Here is a 17,199-nt window from a genome sequence, read left to right on the forward strand (position 1 = left end):
ACCAGCAGAACGTAGTTAACGTATATATCATTTTTATTCTAGATTGACTATATAGTGAACTGTCTTTTAAATGCGCCATCAAGGATGATGCCATGCCCCATCTTGACTTTACCCAACCGCCCTTTGATGTACTGAGCTTAGCGGAGCGCCAAAGCATCAGAAAACACACTCAAATCCGCTATCTTGCCAAAGATGAAAGCTTATCTGTAAAAGAGTCAGCGTACCTTTACGTGGTCATAAAAGGACAAATTGAGCAATTACTCAACGGAGAGTTTGTGGCCGCTTACTTGGGTAGCAACCACTCTGACAACCCCAGCAACAATGACTGGTTTGATAGCCGCCGCTTGCCTGAATCACTCAGCAAAAACAGCTCACCAGCAGATGATTCTAACACTGAGGGCGTACAAACCTACCAGTTTCGAGCGGCCGAAGATACTTTGCTGTTGCAAGTAGCGGGCGATGCCATTGATAAAATCAGTGCACAAAACCATCTGGTACGCCAGCTATTATCAGACAAACTGCCCGAACGCCTAAAAGCTTTACAACAACGGCGTCGTGGCAAGGCCATCGATTCCTCTCATTATAATGAGCAGCAAGAAGTGCAGCAAATCATGCTGCAACCAGTGATTGATGTAACGTTATTGCCAGTACATATTGTCGATGCCCACGCCAGTCTCTATGAAGCCGCTGCTATCATGACAAAAGCGGGATTAAAGCATGTACTGGTGCGACCATCAGATCATGCGGAAAATACCATGTCATTGCCACAGCGTACAGGTCATCTATTAGGTATTTTGACCGACACGGATATTTGCCGCGCGGTGAGTGATCAGCAAAATCCCGCCACGACACCTTGCCAGCGTTACGCCAACTTTAATCTACGTACGATCAGAGCGAATGACGAGATTGGCGATGCCCTACTCACCATGACCCGCTATCGCATCCATAGATTGCCGGTCATTGACCATGACGGCAACGTTGTAGGCGTGCTTGGACAAAGCGACATGCTCGCTCATATTAGCCACCATTCACAGCTCATTAGTATGCAGATTGAGCAAGCAAAAGACCTATCGAGCTTAGATACTGCCGTAGAGCTTATCGGTCGCTATATTCGTGCTCAGCATCAAAACGGTGTCAAAATTGGTAATATCAGCCGCATGGTACAGACACTCAATGCACAGGTATTTACCAAGCTTTGGCAACTGATCGTACCTGACGAAGTCGTGGTAAATAGCTGCCTCATCGTCATGGGCTCAGAAGGTCGCGGCGAGCAAATCATGCGTACTGACCAAGATAACGCACTCATCCTGCGTGATGGCTACAGCCATCCTAATTTGGCACAGTTTGCTGATAGCTTTAATAACCATTTAGAAAAACTGGGTTATCCATTGTGTGACGGCAATATCATGATGACCAATCCCATGTGGCGGCAACCACTAAAGCAGTTTAATGCCCAAATTGGCTTATGGTTTAAAAACACCGATCCGATGCATGGTATTTATTTGGCCGCCATACTCGACGGCGAATACGTCTGCGGTGATGAATCTCTTCTGACGCAAGTACGTCAACACCTCAAAATCGCCCACCGTCAGTCAGATCCCATGTTTGTCCGTCAGTTCGCACGGGCAGCGCTACAGTTTGGTGATGTCAATCAGTGGTGGCAGAAGTTTATGCCCCTGCTCGGTGGCAAATCTGTTGCGCCAGACATCGACCTAAAAAAAGCCGGTATCTTTCCACTGGTTCATGGCATTCGCACTTTGGCATTAGAAAATGACATTTTAGAAGTACCCAGTACCAAAGACCGTCTAAAAGCTTTGGTTCAAGCTCAAGCCATCAACCAAGAGCGTGCCGACACGTTATTAGAAGCGTTGGAGTTTTTTATGGCACAGCGTTTATCAGTGGCACTCTCGACAGATGATAGGCAGGCACGGCAAGTCGATCCAACCACCTTAACCGCGCTTGAGCGTGACTTGTTAAAAGAGTGTCTGGCAGTGGTCAAAAGCTTCAAAACGCAGCTACGCCAGCACTATCAACTAGAGATTTCATAATACCAATGCCAAAAAATATGATTATCATTATCAAATTCGCTGAGTGTATAACCGCTAAAACTTGTACTCGTTTTCCTTGCTACTCAATTTTTTGAAAATGATAATAAATGTAGAAGTACAGTCGATACCAAGTAAAATGGCTACACGACATGACGATCCGAGACTGGTACAAATTTTTCTTGCTTGCTGTGCCGTTGGAGACAGAGGCTACAAAAAATTTATCCCAGTCTCGCTAACGCTTTTTTATATTGACCTAACTATATAAAAGCATGATAAATGGATAAGTAACGGATATGAATTGGCTACAGCAGTTATCGTGTCATTGGCAAAAGACGCAGCTACAACGTCCAGAGTTGGCATCAATGTTTGGCGAACCCTTAGCTAAGCAGTGGGTGGCGATTGATTGTGAAATGACTGGGCTTAACCCAAAAAAGCATCATTTGTTATCGGTAGCAGCGATTCATATCAATGACGATACCATCGATACAGGTAATGGTATGCATTTGGTGTGCAGACCCCCTGTGATGCCAGACCGTGACACTATTGTTATTCATGGTCTGCGTACCGCTGATGTTGAGCACGGTATGAGTTACGATGAAATGCTGGCGCTCTTGCTGCCCTTTATAGACAATCGGCCAATCGTTGGATTCTGTCCCCAAATAGATATTGGGTTTTTGAATCCTGTGGTCAAGCGCTATATGGGCACAACATTGCCAAATAAAATCATTGATGTTCGTCAGTTGTATAGTCAGCGAATGGGCGACCGTACTCAAGGTATCCCCAGTCAATCGCAGCGTTTGACCAATATTTTGGCGCATTATAATATTCCTGAACTGGGTGCGCATGATGCTTATAATGACGCCATTATGACAGCGATGGCGTTTTTGCATCTGCGCTCACGCTCATGATGAAAGCTATAGTCGATACCAAATAAAATGGCTGCACAACATTATGATGCGGGACTGGCACAAATTTTTCTTTTTTACTGTTCCGTTTGCTGCCAGAGGCGACAAAATGCATCCTCATCTCTCTGACTCTCTTTTATATTGACCTGACTATATAGACCGACAGCGCAGACGGCAAACGACGCCCCGCCTCTACGCGCAAACAGCAACTCGTGTTACCATAAGCTATTTTTTTACCTGATAGACATATGCTTATGCCGCCCACCTCTACACAATGTCTCACCTACCAAAAAACTGACGCCCTTTATACCAAAACTGGCAGCCAATCAAAGCCGGCTGAGCACTATTTTCGAGCATTTTTTCAATCGGGAAAACGCTTGTCGTTGTCTGTCATAGTAACCACCATTATGGCAACACCCCTCTATGCGCAAGCAGCGCTACCAGAGACCATACAAGCGGCTTCATTACGTGCAGATTTGTCAGCGTCTGACATCAGTATTGTCATCACACCAATCGGTGACAAAAATGCCAGCCACCTCCCATCGCCCATCCAAGTGATCGATAGCGGTAGCTCGGCGCTAACAGATATCAATTCTGGCGCCAAAACCATCCATCAAAAAACCAGTCAGAATCATAACAATGAAGGTAAAAACACATCGAGCCAGCAGGTTGCTCTCACGCCCAATACCCTGACGACTATCGAGAAGCGAACGATTAAAAAGCACGAGCAAAGGCTAAACGCTTATACGGACGATCCTTATATTTATCAAAGCTTGGAGAGTATCCCAACGCTAATACCTGATAGTCATCAATCAGCTAATCATCAATCAGCTCATCATCAATCAACCAATGAGCAAGCAACACTGGATAATAGCAATAGTGGCGCAGAAAACACCAATACTAATACGACTGCCTCAACTATCAAAATCTCGTTTTCTCCGTTACTGAGTCATCAACCTGATATCGCCCGCACCCCTGCCAGTACGATGAAACTTGTCCCCAGTTTTATTGCTTTAGATACGCTCGGCGCTGACTTTGTCTGGCATACGCGTGTCTATCATACTGGCTTGATTATAGAAGATACGCTGTATGGCGATTTGATTATTCAAGGAAGTGGCGACCCCAAGATGACTCATGAGCGTCTAAATCAGCTGCTCTATCAAGTACAAGCGTCAGGTATTCGCCATATCAACGGTGATATGATTGTCGATAGTGCCATTTTTCACAACGTGACTAAAGACCCCGCGGCCTTTGATAATGCACCGCTTCGTCCTTATAACGCCAGTCCTGATGGTTTTTTGGTCAATTTTAGCACCATCGGTATCAAAAGCTATCCGGCGGACAACGGTACAGCAAGCCTCACCTATACACCGCAATTGGCAAACTATCAAATGCCCAGCAGGATAGATGTGCGCCCAGCGGCCTGTGGTCAAGCACGCTACAGTCTCGCACCAAAGTGGCAACCCAATCGCTTGGTACTTAATACTGATCTGCCAAACAGCTGTCAAGAGCACGCTTTTTATATTGCGTATCCTGATGCCAAGGAGTTTGCGGCACGGGTCATGGCCGCTAAATGGCAAGCGCTGGGCAATACTCTGAGTGGCAGCGTCATTACCCAAGAAACCCCTTACGATCCAGCAAAAAAGATAAAGCCAGCACAAGGTCTAGCTGCTTTGCCTATGTCACCCTTGCCCATTGTTAGCTATGCCTCGCTAAATTTAAGGCAGCAGGTTCATGACATCAATCATTTCTCAAACAATGTCATGGCTGAGCAAGTGGCACTATCGATAGGCGCTTATCATCAAGAAAATCCAACAGAAAACAATGCTAATAAAAACGTAAATAGCCAAACGATTAACAACCAAACCATGAATTATAAGGATAGTCACCATAAAGCCAGCAGTTTGTATCAATTCGGCAAACCAATGGCAACGGACTATCCTGCGGCATTACAGACGATCAATCAATGGTGGCAAAATCACCTAGACACCCCGCCGCCGCACTTAACCAATGGCTCAGGGCTTTGCCGAGACTGCACCATTACTGCCGCTAATTTAAGCGAATTGCTAACCTATGCTTATAATCAGCCAAGTTTTGACGCTTACGTCCACTCATTAGGCGTGGCTGGTGTCAGTGGCACTATTACTGCTCATAGTGAGCGTTTACCTGAGTCGGCAGCCATCGGCCGCGCGTGGATAAAAACAGGTACTTTGAACAATGTCACGTCTGTGGCAGGCTATGTCAAAGGGCTTTCAGGACAGGACTATGTTGTCGTTGGCCTTATCAATAGTGAGCACGCGTTAAATACCTATGCAGCCAGAACTGTATTAGATACCATGCTTGACTGGACAGCAAAGCATTGATTTTTTCTATCGGAAATACCTGTTGGTGAATGTGAAACACACCCTATTTTAATCCCTTGTTTTTACCCTTTATAAAGGTCAGATTATGTCACGTAAGACAACCAATCTCAGCAAACCTAACACGCATTTAGGTTCTAATGGCTTGCCGCAAAACCATCGTGCCACTCACCCTAAAATGGCGTCATATATTGGGTTTTTCGCGATCGGTTATACACTAGCCAGCGCAATATTTATGATGATACAAACCCAAATGGCGCTAAACTCACAATTGGTCACGGTACTATCCATCATTATTGGCGCTTATATCGCTGTACACAAGTTTGTCAAACATCAGCAGCGCGCATTGGATATCAGTGAGCTTAATCGGTTGATGCTTGGCGGCGTTGCGGTCGTTTGGTTGCTAACCATTATTTATTTCTTAGGCATATGGTTTTGGTTGTTTGATGCAGTGAGCCGCGAAGTGCTGTTTGAAATGGCAACACAACGACCGCTACCGCTGCTCTCGTCACTCATCATGATAATGATACTGACATTGGTCGGTGCGCGCATAAGCATTTGGGTATTCAATCGCTTGCTTGACCCCAAACGTAAAACGCTTTAAATATAGCGAGATTGCTATAGTCGATACCAAATAAAATAGATAAATAATATTGTGACGCGAGACTGGCACAAATATTTTCCTATTGCGGCACAAAATCCGTTAGGCTAAATTTTTAGGTATAAATTTTAACAAAATGCCGTTTTATTTATAAAAAGTGCTGTTTTATTTATAATAGGAGATATCGTCATGGATATGATTTTTTTTGACAGCATAGACAAGCTTGGACGTATTGTTCTGACGACGGTTATGGTTTATGTTTTAATCGTGCTGGTTACTAAGGCCTCAGGTAAACGCTCTACGTCACAGCTCAACAATTTTGATTGGATTGTCACCGTCATGATTGGCTCTTTGGGTGCCAGTACCATTTTGCTCAAAGCAATCCCTTTTATTGAAGGGGTTTCTGCTATTCTGACACTTTATCTATTACAGTTTTTGGTGACCAAATATGCGTCTATCTCACCGCAATTCAGCAGCTTTATTTTGTCCGAGCCACGTATTGTTTTTTATCAAGGACAGTTTTTGCCAGACGCTATGCGTGCTGAGCGCCTGACTCGGCAAGAGATAGAATGTGCGATGCGTTCTGATGGGATAAACAGCTTCGATGATGTGGAAGCCATTGTCTTTGAATCTGATGCCAAACTTACTATTATTCCAAAACCCAGCTCGACCGACGACAGCGATAGCAGTCAAAATGCAAACAACGACGTCTCACAAACCATTGCGCCTTTGATGTAGATTATAGGTTATAAAAAGTTATTGCTTAGGTTTATTTAAAAAAAGCATTTTCCATGATATTTCTCCCATTATTAAAGCGCTAGGAGTGACAGGTACTATGAAGGTAAGAATTTTGAGCGTTGGCAATAAAATGCCGAACTGGGTGCAGACTGGTTTTGACGAATATCACAAGCGCATTCAACCCATGCTCAGTACAGAAATCATCGAAATTGCCGCTGCAAAACGAGCAAAAAACCCTTCAGAGGCCAATTTGTCACAATATCGTGAGCAAGAAGGTCAGGCAATTTTGGCCGCTCATAATGCGGCTGGACGTGAGCAATTATGGGTATTGGATGTTAAAGGCAAGATGATATCAACAGAAGGGTTGGCAGATAAATTGGCAGAGGGTATGCAACAAGGCGACGACATTGCCCTAGTCATTGGCGGTGCAGATGGTGTCTCACCCGAAGTCTTAGCAAAAGCCGATGTAAAGTGGTCATTGTCAGCGCTGACATTGCCACATCCTTTGGTACGCGTCGTGTTGATGGAACAATTATATCGAGCGATGAGTATTAATAACAACCACCCTTATCATCGTGGCAATTAAATAAAGCAAAAAGCTAGGATGGCTAAGGCGTGTACTCAATTCAATCGTAGGGCATGTCTTCAATTCAATTGAAAACCACCTAAATGGATTAAAAGTGAGCGCACGCTATTCTAAAAATCTCCATCGTAAAACAGATTGAAAAACTGGCGCGTGCCCTAATACAGGAAACATGAAATATCCAAAACACGCAACACCCAACGCCTCTCATACCAATCACCATGACAACTATCAGGGTGATATACATAGCCCTGTCACCGCTTGGGCAGATACGTCTGCTGCCGTGTCCAATGCTACCAATTTGGCCAAACTACCCGCATTGTTTATCTCGCATGGCGCGCCCACACTTGCGATTGAACAATCTTCTACGACCAGTGCACTAGCACGTATCGGGCAAAATTTACCCAAGCCTCGTGCCATCGTCATTATGTCAGCGCATTGGCAGTCCGCAAAATTAGAAATCAGTAGCAACCCACAACCAAAGACTTGGCACGACTTTTCAGGTTTTTCGCCTGAGCTCTACGAGTTACAGTATCCCGTTGCTGGGCAGCCAGCACTTGCGGAAACGCTTGCGCATCAGCTCACGACACGCGGTATCACTTGTAGGGTCAATCCAATGCGTGCTTGTGACCATGGGGTTTGGGCGCCGCTCAAACATCTGTATCCACAGGCAGATGTGCCTATCGTACAAATATCATTACCGCAGCACTATGACAGTATGGCTTGCTATCAGTTGGGCGCACAGCTTGCCCGCCTGCGCGAAGAACAAATACTTGTTATCGGCTCCGGTAGTATCACCCATAATTTGCAGTCATTACGCTGGCAAGCGGACAGTATTGATCAGACAGCAAAAGAGTTTAAGCGGTGGTTATTGCAGCAGCTCAAAACCGACATTCCTACTGCACTAGATTGGCAACAGTACCCTGATTATAAAAACATCCATCCAAGCGATGAGCATTTGCTGCCATTATTTTTTGCACTGGGAGCAGGTCAGCGCGTCTCGGTCGTTCATCAAAGCATGGCTCATCATAGTTTGGGCATGGATATCTATCGCTTTGATTAGGGCATGTATTCAATTCAATCGATAGTCATCTAAATGGGCTAACCAGAAAAACAAACCTACTTTTCAAACGCCGGTTTGGTAAACAAACCTGCCCGTTCCATCTCACTTGCCAGACTCAATAGCGTCGCCTCATCATTCATACGCCCGATCAATTGCATACCAATAGGTAAGCCTTTTTTGCTCATGCCAACGGGCAATGACATCGCTGGCAATCCTGTGACATTACCCAATAACGTAAAGGCCATTTTACCAAGCACAGGTTGGCTGAGCTTTTCGATCATGCCTGAGCTAAAGGCATATCTCCCCATATTAAAGCCTTTATTAAGTATCCCAGCGCTACGCATCATCATCTCATCCATACGGCTAGGTGGTAGCACGCCATGTTTTACAGCAACAGTCGGAACGGTTGGACACAAGATCATATCGTAAGTTTCGAGCAGTAAGCCTGTTTGATACTGAGTGTGATGCCAACCATGCTTGGCATGCGCCAAATCAACTGCTGATAACGAACGTCCTAGCAATGCCATATTATAGGTTTGCGGCTCTAGGTTTTTGATGTGCTTTGCGCCAAACTCACGCTCGATATTGTCAATGGTAAAGGCCGTGTGCGCGCAGACCACGACGATAAAATCATGCCAAAACTGCTCGATATTGATATTAGGCTCAGCGGGTATCACCTGATGACCCATCGCTTCTAGTTGCTTGGCCGTTTGCTCAAGTACGGCAAGCACTTCTTTGTCCACTGCGGTATTGGCGATCAAGGGCTGCTGCTGCAAAGCAATTTTCAATGGTCGCGGCGCACGCATCGCTGCTTGCAAAAACGTGCCGCTGGGCGGGGCAATGACAAAGGGCGCGCCAATTTCTGCCCCGCTCGTAGCATCAAGCATCGCGGCACTGTCACGTACCGAACGGGTAATCACGTGATCCGCAACTGCCCCCTCCCAGCCTTCACCAAATTTGGGGCCCATTGGATTACGACCACGGCTCGGCTTTAATCCAAATGCACCGCACCAAGCGGCAGGGAAACGTATCGAGCCGCCGCCATCACCCGCACCTGCCATTGGCACAATACCGCTAGACACTGCCGCGGCGCTACCGCCAGATGAGCCGCCAGAGCTATAGCCTTTTTTGAAAGGGTTGTGAGTCGCACCATGGGCTTTTGGTTCAGTAGTGATAATCAAGCCAAACTCAGGGGTATTGGTCTTACCAAAGGTATTGACACCTGTGGCTTTCATACGTTTGACGATTTCGCTGTCATTTTCTGAGATGATATTGACGCTACGACTGCCCATAGTTATAGGTTCACCAGCGAAACTAAAGGATAAGTCTTTGAGCAAATAAGGTACGCCATTGAACACCCCTGACGGTAATCCTGCTTGCGCCGCATTATAAGCACGCTCATCAAAACGGTGGATAATGGCATTTAACTTTGGATTCAGCTTATTGGCTTGATAAACGGCTGCGTCCAATAGCTCCTTTGCACTGACCTCGCCTGAATTAACTAAGGTCGCCAAACCTATGGCATCGTACTGGGTATACTCTTTAAACATAATAAACCTTCCTTGGTAAGTGACTTTACTTAGTATATCGAATTACAGAACGGTTGGACAAATATCCTAAAAACATTTATCCGTCCAACAACTTTTCACGCTTATGCTAAAAAAGCGAGCCACTTTCGCAACTCGCTTTTTTAGCATGTTTATCACTCAGTCAAACTCAAGCGTTACTACATCAATAATTCGCGCTTACCGCTTTTGCCCATTGAGCTGACCAATCCAGCCTCTTCCATCGAATCCACAATGCGCGCAGCACGGTTGTAACCGATGCTGAATTTACGCTGAATACTAGAGGCAGAGACTTTACGCGTTTCCATAATAAAGGCAACCGCGTCATTATATAAGTCATCGTCTTCACCAGACGCATTGGCAGTACTACCGCTACTTGGGCTAGACAACTCAAAATTACCTGCCATATTGTCAATATAATCTGGTGCACCGCGCTCACGCCAAGCATCGCACACTCGATTGACCTCTTCATCGCTGACATAAGCCCCATGCACACGATCTGGCTCAATTTGCCCTGGCCCTAAGAACAACATGTCACCGTTACCTAGCATGTCTTCAGCACCGCCACTATCCAAAATCGTCCGTGAATCGACTTTTGAGTTCACTCGTAGTGCCGCACGTACTGGGATATTGGCCTTAATCAAACCAGTGATAACATCTACTGACGGGCGCTGGGTAGCAAGCATCAAGTGAATACCCGCTGCCCGCGATTTCTGTGCCAAGCGAGTGATCAACTCTTCGGCTTGTTTACCAACTTGCATAATCATATCGGCAAACTCATCCGCGACAATAACAATCATCGGTAAGGTTTTGAGCTTTGGCGCTTGGCTAATACTCACGCTATCATGCGGTCGCCATAAAGGATCAAGCATTGGATTGCCTGACTTTTCAGCTGCGATGACTTTTTTATTAAACTCGTTCAGCTTGCGAACCTTAAGCAAGCTCATTAGCTGATATCGACGTTCCATCTCTGCCACGCACCATGACAAGGCACTGGCCGCTTCAGTCATGTCGGTCACCACAGGTGTTAGCAGATGCGGAATGTCATTATAATTGGCAAGCTCGAGCTGCTTTGGATCAATCAAAATAAGCCGCAGCTCATTTGGTGTGTATTTGAGCAGCATCGATAGCAGCATTGAATTGACCAATACAGATTTACCAGAACCAGTCGTGCCAGCAACCAACATATGCGGTGCGCGAGCAAGATCGGTGATGATTGGATTGCCACCAATGTCTTTACCCATCGCCATACTGATTTGGGCTTTGGGGTCATTGAATTTTTCGGTATTGAGCAGCTCAATCAAACGCACCATTTCCCGCTGTTTATTGGGAACTTCGATGCCAATATAAGGTTTACCAGGAATCACCTCGACCACACGCAAAGACGCCATTGATAGTGAACGCGCCAAGTCACGCGAAATGCCCGTGACCTTGCTAGCCTTTACCCCAGCAGCAAGCTCCACTTCGAAACGGGTTACTACAGGCCCTGGAATAGCATTGACCACAGCCGCCTTTACGTTGAACTCTTGCAATTTAATCTCTAACAGCTCCGAGAGTTGCTCAAGCTCTGCAATGGTATAGCTAGGCTGACGGTCAGGATCCGGTTTATCGAGTATAGATATTTCTGGAATAGGCGTTAAGCTGCTTCGATAGGCAGCAGTTTGCATCGAGCGCGATTTTTGACTAAACGCTGCATCGTCACTAATATGCGGCATTACTGGTGCATCATTATAATCATAATCGCTCAAATCATCGTCTGGCATCATATCGGTGATATGGTTGCTGCTATCACCCTCTGGCACGGCAAAGCTGACGGTTGGTTTGGCAGTCGTGGCGGGCTGTGTGATTGTGGTAGGATTGACCGCCCCCGCAGCTTTTGGATTGGCAGGTGGGGTATTGGTCGGCGTCATATCTGAGACAGCGGATAGCGATACAACCGCTTCTGATGCTGGTGAAGCAACTGCTGTCGAGGCCAAAACAGCTGGGGTTTTAAATACTGTCGGTGACTCAGCATGATGAGACGGTTCATTTGAAAAATCACTAACCACTTCTAACTCAGGTTCGGCTACGGTTTCTGTTGCTGGCCACTCAGCTATGTTGTCTGTCTGAGCGACTTTATCAGTATCTACATCAGCAGGTTTCAATACGTCAGCATGCTCTGTTAACCATGCATCTGCCAAGGTATCCACACCTACCGTTATATTTTTTGATTCAAATGAGGTAGATTCGGTAACCACTCGATTGACGGTCTCATTGTCTTCCCATTCTTTAATAGGCTGCTCGACGATTTTTGTTTTTAGCCTCCCAGTCGATTGAGCCACCAACTGCTCGTCAGCAGACGTAGTAATTGATGATGGTTCATCTAATGACTCGGTGCTTATTGATTCAGTGCTTATTGATTCAGTGCTTAGTGATTCAGTGCTTATAAAATTTGTGCTGGCATCATTATTAGCAATCGAAGCAGCATTAGCATGACTGATGCCATTCGCGCTATAAGCCGTTTGCTCACTTGCTAATAAATCATCTACAGTATTGGCATCGTTCCATGCAAAGCTTGGCTCAACTTTACGAGCTGGCAGCATGGTAGGGTTAGCAGTCACCGATGTATTGGTTTGACTAACCATATTATCCATATTCCCGTTAGCCATACTCCCTTTAGTTATAGCCCCGTTAGTTATAGCCCCGTTAGCGGTTGCTGACGTATTTAGATCTTCACTCTTATCACTACTAGACATAGCGGCTTGCGTCGCCGCCATAGAAGCCTTCACACTATCGGCAAGTCCCGAATTGACTAAAAATTCTGACAATACATTACCAAACCGACCGTTGTTATCTGCCGCTTGACTATGGTTAGCGTGGTCAGCAGATTGCAACTCAAGGGGCAACTGCTCATACTCTGATGCGGCCGATTCTGTAGTCGTTTTTGCGGTGTTTTTATCATTCTGCTTGGTGATGGCATTTTCTTGAGTCGTTGACCCATTGTCAGGCGACATGTCTGTGTTTTTTATACCTGAGCCAAGCCATGATAACGCCGTAATCTTCTGATAAATCGCCAGCCAATGAATATTAAAGGCAAAAGTGGCGGTAATCACGACAAATACTGTCAAAAAAACCACACTCCCCCACTGCGATAAAAGCTGTGCCAAACGTGCTTGTAACTCAAGACCAATAATGCCGCCAGCCAAACCTTCCAGTTCTGTCGACGCAGGATTGGTAATTTGCTGCACTAGCGCTAAAATTTGTGCAAATAATGCACTGGCACTCAACAACAAAAACACATACGCCACCAAGCGCATCAGCCAAAACGTAGGCTTATTGTCCCACCAAATAAGGATAGACTCATAAACCACAAACGCCAGCAGCCACCATGCACCAAACCCAAAGAAGCTATAAAGCAAGTCAGACAACCACGCACCTGTCTCACCGCCCACATTATTAATCGTGGTCATATCACTGCTGATGTGCGACCAGCTTGGATCATTACCTGTGTAAGTCATCAAAATGACAAACAGATAAACGGCCAGTATTAACCCAAGGAGGGTAAATATTCCTTTTTTCAAATACTCAATAAGCGGTGCTGATATCACGTAAGATCTGCCTTGTTATTAATACTAAATGGTCGTCAACGCATGACTAAGTCTAATCATGCTGACATAAAGTGCTGACATAAACGTACCTAGCGAAATGTTTAAGAGGCTTTATTTGTTCAAACAGTTGTACAGACCTGTTATCTTTTAACCCCGCGCACACTTGGCATAACTTCTTATAATAACAAATACATAGCTATAGTGGCGACCGTCTTCTAAAGAAAGCGTGTAAGAAAGTAAGTCAAGATACGATTTGGGCAAAAAATCGTACTGTTAGATAAAAAAGCTAACCACATCCTACTAACCATTTTGCCTAAACTCCGTAAAAGACTCGCGCTTTTTCGTCATTGTATTTCAAGGCAAACATGCTTTGATTCTAATGATACTTGTGTTTGTTTTAGCAAACTTGCACTTTTTGCCGTATGCCCTTATGTTATTATCACACAGCAATTAGAAAAACCATATTAGCCGATTCTTTTGTCGCGTATCTTTTATTATATTTATAATTCACACTTTTCATTATCAAATTTAGCAAGGAACAACTCATGGTCACTACAGCTCCACGTCACGAAAAGCTCATCATCTTAGGCTCAGGCCCTGCAGGTTACTCTGCCGCTGTCTATGCCGCACGTGCCAACCTAAAGCCGGTCATGGTCACTGGTATGGAAGTGGGCGGCCAGTTAACCACCACCACCGAAGTCGACAACTGGCCAGGTGATGCTCATGACTTAACGGGCCCTGCTTTGATGGAGCGCATGAAAGCCCATGCCGAACGCTTTGGCACGGAGCTGGTTTATGATCATGTCAATGAAGTCAATTTGAATGAACGTCCTTTTAAATTGACCGGTAATAATGGCAATTACACTTGTGATGCTTTGATTATCTCAACAGGTGCCTCTGCTCAGTACTTAGGACTAGAGTCAGAGACCAAGTTTAGAGGTTTGGGCGTGTCAGCTTGTGCCACTTGCGACGGCTTCTTTTATAAAGATCAAAAAGTCGCTGTCATTGGCGGTGGTAATACCGCGGTCGAAGAAGCGTTATATTTATCCAATATTGCTTCTGAAGTCACTCTAGTACATCGCCGCGATGGCCTACGTTCTGAAAAGATTTTACAAGACAAGCTGTTTGAAAAAGTCAAAAATGGTAACGTCAAAATCGAGTGGAACCACAAAGTCAAAGAAGTCGTCGGTGATGATATGGGTGTGAATGGCGTGGTCATCGAATCGATGATCGATGGTAGCACCAAGACACTAGACACGATGGGCATGTTTGTTGCGATCGGTCATAAGCCCAACACAGAGTTATTCAAAGGTCAGCTCGACATGAAAGACGGCTATCTTATTGTCAACAGTGGCCTAAATGGTAATGCCACACAAACCAGTATCGAAGGGGTGTTTGCCGCAGGTGATGTCGCAGATCATGTTTATCGTCAGGCAATTACGTCTGCGGGTACTGGCTGTATGGCAGCGCTTGATGCTGAAAAGTATTTAGACGCTATTGGTGAAGCGACTGCAACCGACCATACCTACGCATCAACATTGACAGCCGATAAAGAAGACTAAATGGGCAATTTCTCACACCAAAATGATAAAAGCATCACGCCTGAGGCTCTAAAAAGTCTTGGGCGTTATGACTTTCCTAACCCTATTGCTATCGATCCTGATGGCATTGGGATCATCGCTATGGGCGGAGACTTAGCACCAGAAACACTGATTTCTGCTTACGCGCAGGGGCTATTTCCTTGGTTCAATGAAGACGAGCCTATTGCATGGTGGTGTCCTGAACCTCGCTGTGTGATAGCACCGACTGGCTATCAGCCAAGTAAATCCCTACGTAAACAAGCAACTCGCACCCGTTGGCAATTAACCCTCAATCAAGCGTTTGATGAGGTTATACATGCCTGTAGCCTACCGCGTAGCGATGAATTACCTGAAGGTGAACATACTTGGATTCATGAGGAAATGATTGCAGCCTACACTGAGTTGCATGCTCAAGGTTATGCGCACAGTATTGAAGTTTGGGATGATAAAGGGCAGCTGATTGGCGGACTTTATGGATTAAAAATAGGCGGCATCTATTTTGGTGAGTCCATGTTCCATAAGGCCTCTAATGCTTCAAAACTCGCATTTTGGGGCTTAACACGCTTATGTGAACAAAGCAAAGTAGCACTCATTGACTGTCAATTACCAAACGACCATCTTATGAGCTTAGGCGCCACCACTTTACCGCGCGCAGATTTTCTCTCTCAATTGGATGTACTAATAAGTCATCAGTCCGTAAAATGGCACAACCATTCTCACAAGCCATTGGCGGTATCGCTACTTGATACGACAGAACCGTGGCAGCTCAAATGAGATGAGCGTGACTTTTATACAGCTTATAGCACCCTACTACTCATATCGCCTACTATTACTCATACTACCTAAGAATAATAGTTACCTGCCGACGAGGTTATTATGGCACCTGATACATCATTTTTACTCATTGGTACACTAGCGACAAAAGCCAATACCACCAAAGATACGGTTCGCCATTATGACCAACTGGGCTTGCTGAAATCCCGTAAACGTCAGGCAGGCTCTCGTCTATATACAGAGTTTCATCCACAATGTATTGAACGTATCGAGCTAATCAAAAGCGCACAAGCTATTGGCTTTACGCTGACTGAAATTGGAGAAAACCTTAATGATTATTATGACGGTCAACTCGATATTGATTTGCAGCTGACGATTACTCAGCAAAAGTTAGAACAAGTCCGCAAGCAACAAGCCAATATCAGCGTTATGATAGAGTTGCTAAGCGAACGAATCGATGTGCTAGAACGTATGAAAATAGACAATGACTACCAGTTTGATGTGGAAATATGCAAAAAGAAACTGCCTCACGATGTTTAAAACCATAATCTTTAAAACTGTAATGCTCAAAATCACGCTGGCTAATATCTAGTCGATATAATCAAATCAGGTCAACATAAAAGAGAATCTATTAAGCCATACTCAATCTCCTTGGGTATAAACACGCTGCATAATGAGTGCATCCACAGCAGGCTGGCCTAGTAAGTGATAGTAACCTTTACGCTGATGAATCACAGCAAACGCTTGCTGCTCATATAAGGCGATTGCCGGAGTATTATCTGCACGTACTTCAAGCAACAGACTCTCTACTTGTTTGGCTTGTAATTCTGCATTCAATTTGGCAAAAATTTGTGAGGCAATGCCTCGACGTTGATAGTCAGGATGGGTGCCAATACGCAAAATCTCTGCTTGCTCAAAAACCACCTGATATAAGCAATAGCCAACCACTTTATTATCAATAATGATAGTAGATGGCGCTTGCTCATAAACGATTAGCATATCGATACTGTCTTGTTCAAGCAATTCAGCCAACGTCTGATAAATCCACGCATCGTGCTGTTGAACCAATGCTTCAATATGTGCGACTGCTTGAATGACCTGCTGACGCTTTTCTGTATTGAGTGGTAAATGCGCTATTGTAAACACGGCCCCTCCTTTTATTTTTATCATTTGGTTATGCTTAAATTATATATTCAAAGCTTATCGCAAGTATGCTTACAAAGTCGTGCGTTTATATATTTGTATAAACAAATCCCTATTTTCATAGCCAAAAAAAAGCCATCCTATAAGGATGGCTTTTTCATGACTAACTCATAATCTCATTACTGAGAATAAGTGATTAGTTCAATACGTTAGCAACAACACCAGCGCCTACCGTACGGCCGCCTTCACGAA

General features: G+C 45.0%; 13 protein-coding genes. 10 read left to right on the plus strand and 3 right to left on the minus strand.

Features of this window, described 5'->3' with window-relative positions; all coding sequences use genetic code 11:
• Positions 1 to 92 precede the first annotated feature (92 nt).
• The 7 genes from JMY02_RS07265 to JMY02_RS07295 all read left to right on the plus strand — a co-directional run bounded on the left by JMY02_RS07265 (position 93) and on the right by JMY02_RS07295 (position 8,298).
• Entirely contained in the window at positions 93 to 2,048 is a 1,956-nt protein-coding gene (locus JMY02_RS07265) for a DUF294 nucleotidyltransferase-like domain-containing protein (protein ID WP_201596673.1), read from the plus strand.
• 293 nt (positions 2,049 to 2,341) lie between these two features.
• A complete protein-coding gene (locus JMY02_RS07270) occupies positions 2,342 to 2,956 on the plus strand; it encodes a 3'-5' exonuclease (RefSeq protein ID WP_201596675.1) in 615 nt (204 codons plus the stop codon).
• A 251-nt stretch (positions 2,957 to 3,207) separates the two neighbouring features.
• Complete coding sequence (locus tag JMY02_RS07275) at positions 3,208 to 5,316, plus strand: D-alanyl-D-alanine carboxypeptidase/D-alanyl-D-alanine-endopeptidase (RefSeq protein WP_227678440.1); 2,109 nt, start codon at positions 3,208 to 3,210, stop codon at positions 5,314 to 5,316.
• 85 nt (positions 5,317 to 5,401) lie between these two features.
• Entirely contained in the window at positions 5,402 to 5,917 is a 516-nt protein-coding gene (locus tag JMY02_RS07280; protein WP_201596679.1) for an ABZJ_00895 family protein, read from the plus strand.
• A 186-nt stretch (positions 5,918 to 6,103) separates the two neighbouring features.
• Positions 6,104 to 6,652 (plus strand): DUF421 domain-containing protein, encoded by a 549-nt coding sequence (locus JMY02_RS07285; protein WP_201596681.1) that lies wholly within the window; start codon positions 6,104 to 6,106, stop codon positions 6,650 to 6,652.
• 97 nt (positions 6,653 to 6,749) lie between these two features.
• Positions 6,750 to 7,238, plus strand: coding sequence for a 23S rRNA (pseudouridine(1915)-N(3))-methyltransferase RlmH (gene rlmH, locus JMY02_RS07290; protein WP_201596683.1), 489 nt, complete (start codon positions 6,750 to 6,752; stop codon positions 7,236 to 7,238).
• A 169-nt stretch (positions 7,239 to 7,407) separates the two neighbouring features.
• Complete coding sequence (locus JMY02_RS07295) at positions 7,408 to 8,298, plus strand: DODA-type extradiol aromatic ring-opening family dioxygenase (protein WP_201596685.1); 891 nt, start codon at positions 7,408 to 7,410, stop codon at positions 8,296 to 8,298.
• 56 nt (positions 8,299 to 8,354) lie between these two features.
• Here JMY02_RS07295 and JMY02_RS07300 read toward each other — a convergent pair whose 3' ends face one another.
• A complete protein-coding gene (locus JMY02_RS07300; protein ID WP_201596687.1) occupies positions 8,355 to 9,848 on the minus strand; it encodes an amidase in 1,494 nt (497 codons plus the stop codon).
• Between the two features lie 176 nt (positions 9,849 to 10,024).
• Entirely contained in the window at positions 10,025 to 13,450 is a 3,426-nt protein-coding gene (locus JMY02_RS07305; RefSeq protein WP_201596696.1) for a DNA translocase FtsK 4TM domain-containing protein, read from the minus strand.
• 545 nt (positions 13,451 to 13,995) lie between these two features.
• Between JMY02_RS07305 and trxB the strand changes: the two genes are divergently transcribed.
• From trxB to JMY02_RS07320, 3 genes are all read left to right on the plus strand, one after another.
• Positions 13,996 to 15,012 carry a thioredoxin-disulfide reductase gene (gene trxB, locus JMY02_RS07310; protein WP_201596698.1) on the plus strand — a complete coding sequence of 339 codons (1,017 nt, stop codon included), beginning with the start codon at positions 13,996 to 13,998 and terminating at the stop codon, positions 15,010 to 15,012.
• A complete protein-coding gene (gene aat, locus JMY02_RS07315) occupies positions 15,013 to 15,804 on the plus strand; it encodes a leucyl/phenylalanyl-tRNA--protein transferase (RefSeq protein WP_201596700.1) in 792 nt (263 codons plus the stop codon).
• Between the two features lie 102 nt (positions 15,805 to 15,906).
• Positions 15,907 to 16,344: a MerR family DNA-binding protein gene (locus JMY02_RS07320; protein WP_201596702.1), complete on the plus strand. Its 438-nt coding sequence runs from the start codon at positions 15,907 to 15,909 to the stop codon at positions 16,342 to 16,344.
• Positions 16,345 to 16,446: 102 nt separating this feature from the next.
• On the opposite strand, the gene rimI is transcribed toward JMY02_RS07320, so the two are convergent.
• Positions 16,447 to 16,950, minus strand: coding sequence for a ribosomal protein S18-alanine N-acetyltransferase (gene rimI, locus JMY02_RS07325; protein WP_227678441.1), 504 nt, complete (start codon positions 16,948 to 16,950; stop codon positions 16,447 to 16,449).
• Between the last annotated feature and the right edge of the window lie 249 nt (positions 16,951 to 17,199).

It is taken from the genome of Psychrobacter vallis (genome assembly GCF_904846715.1).
GTDB classification, from domain to species: Bacteria; Pseudomonadota; Gammaproteobacteria; order Pseudomonadales; family Moraxellaceae; genus Psychrobacter; species Psychrobacter vallis.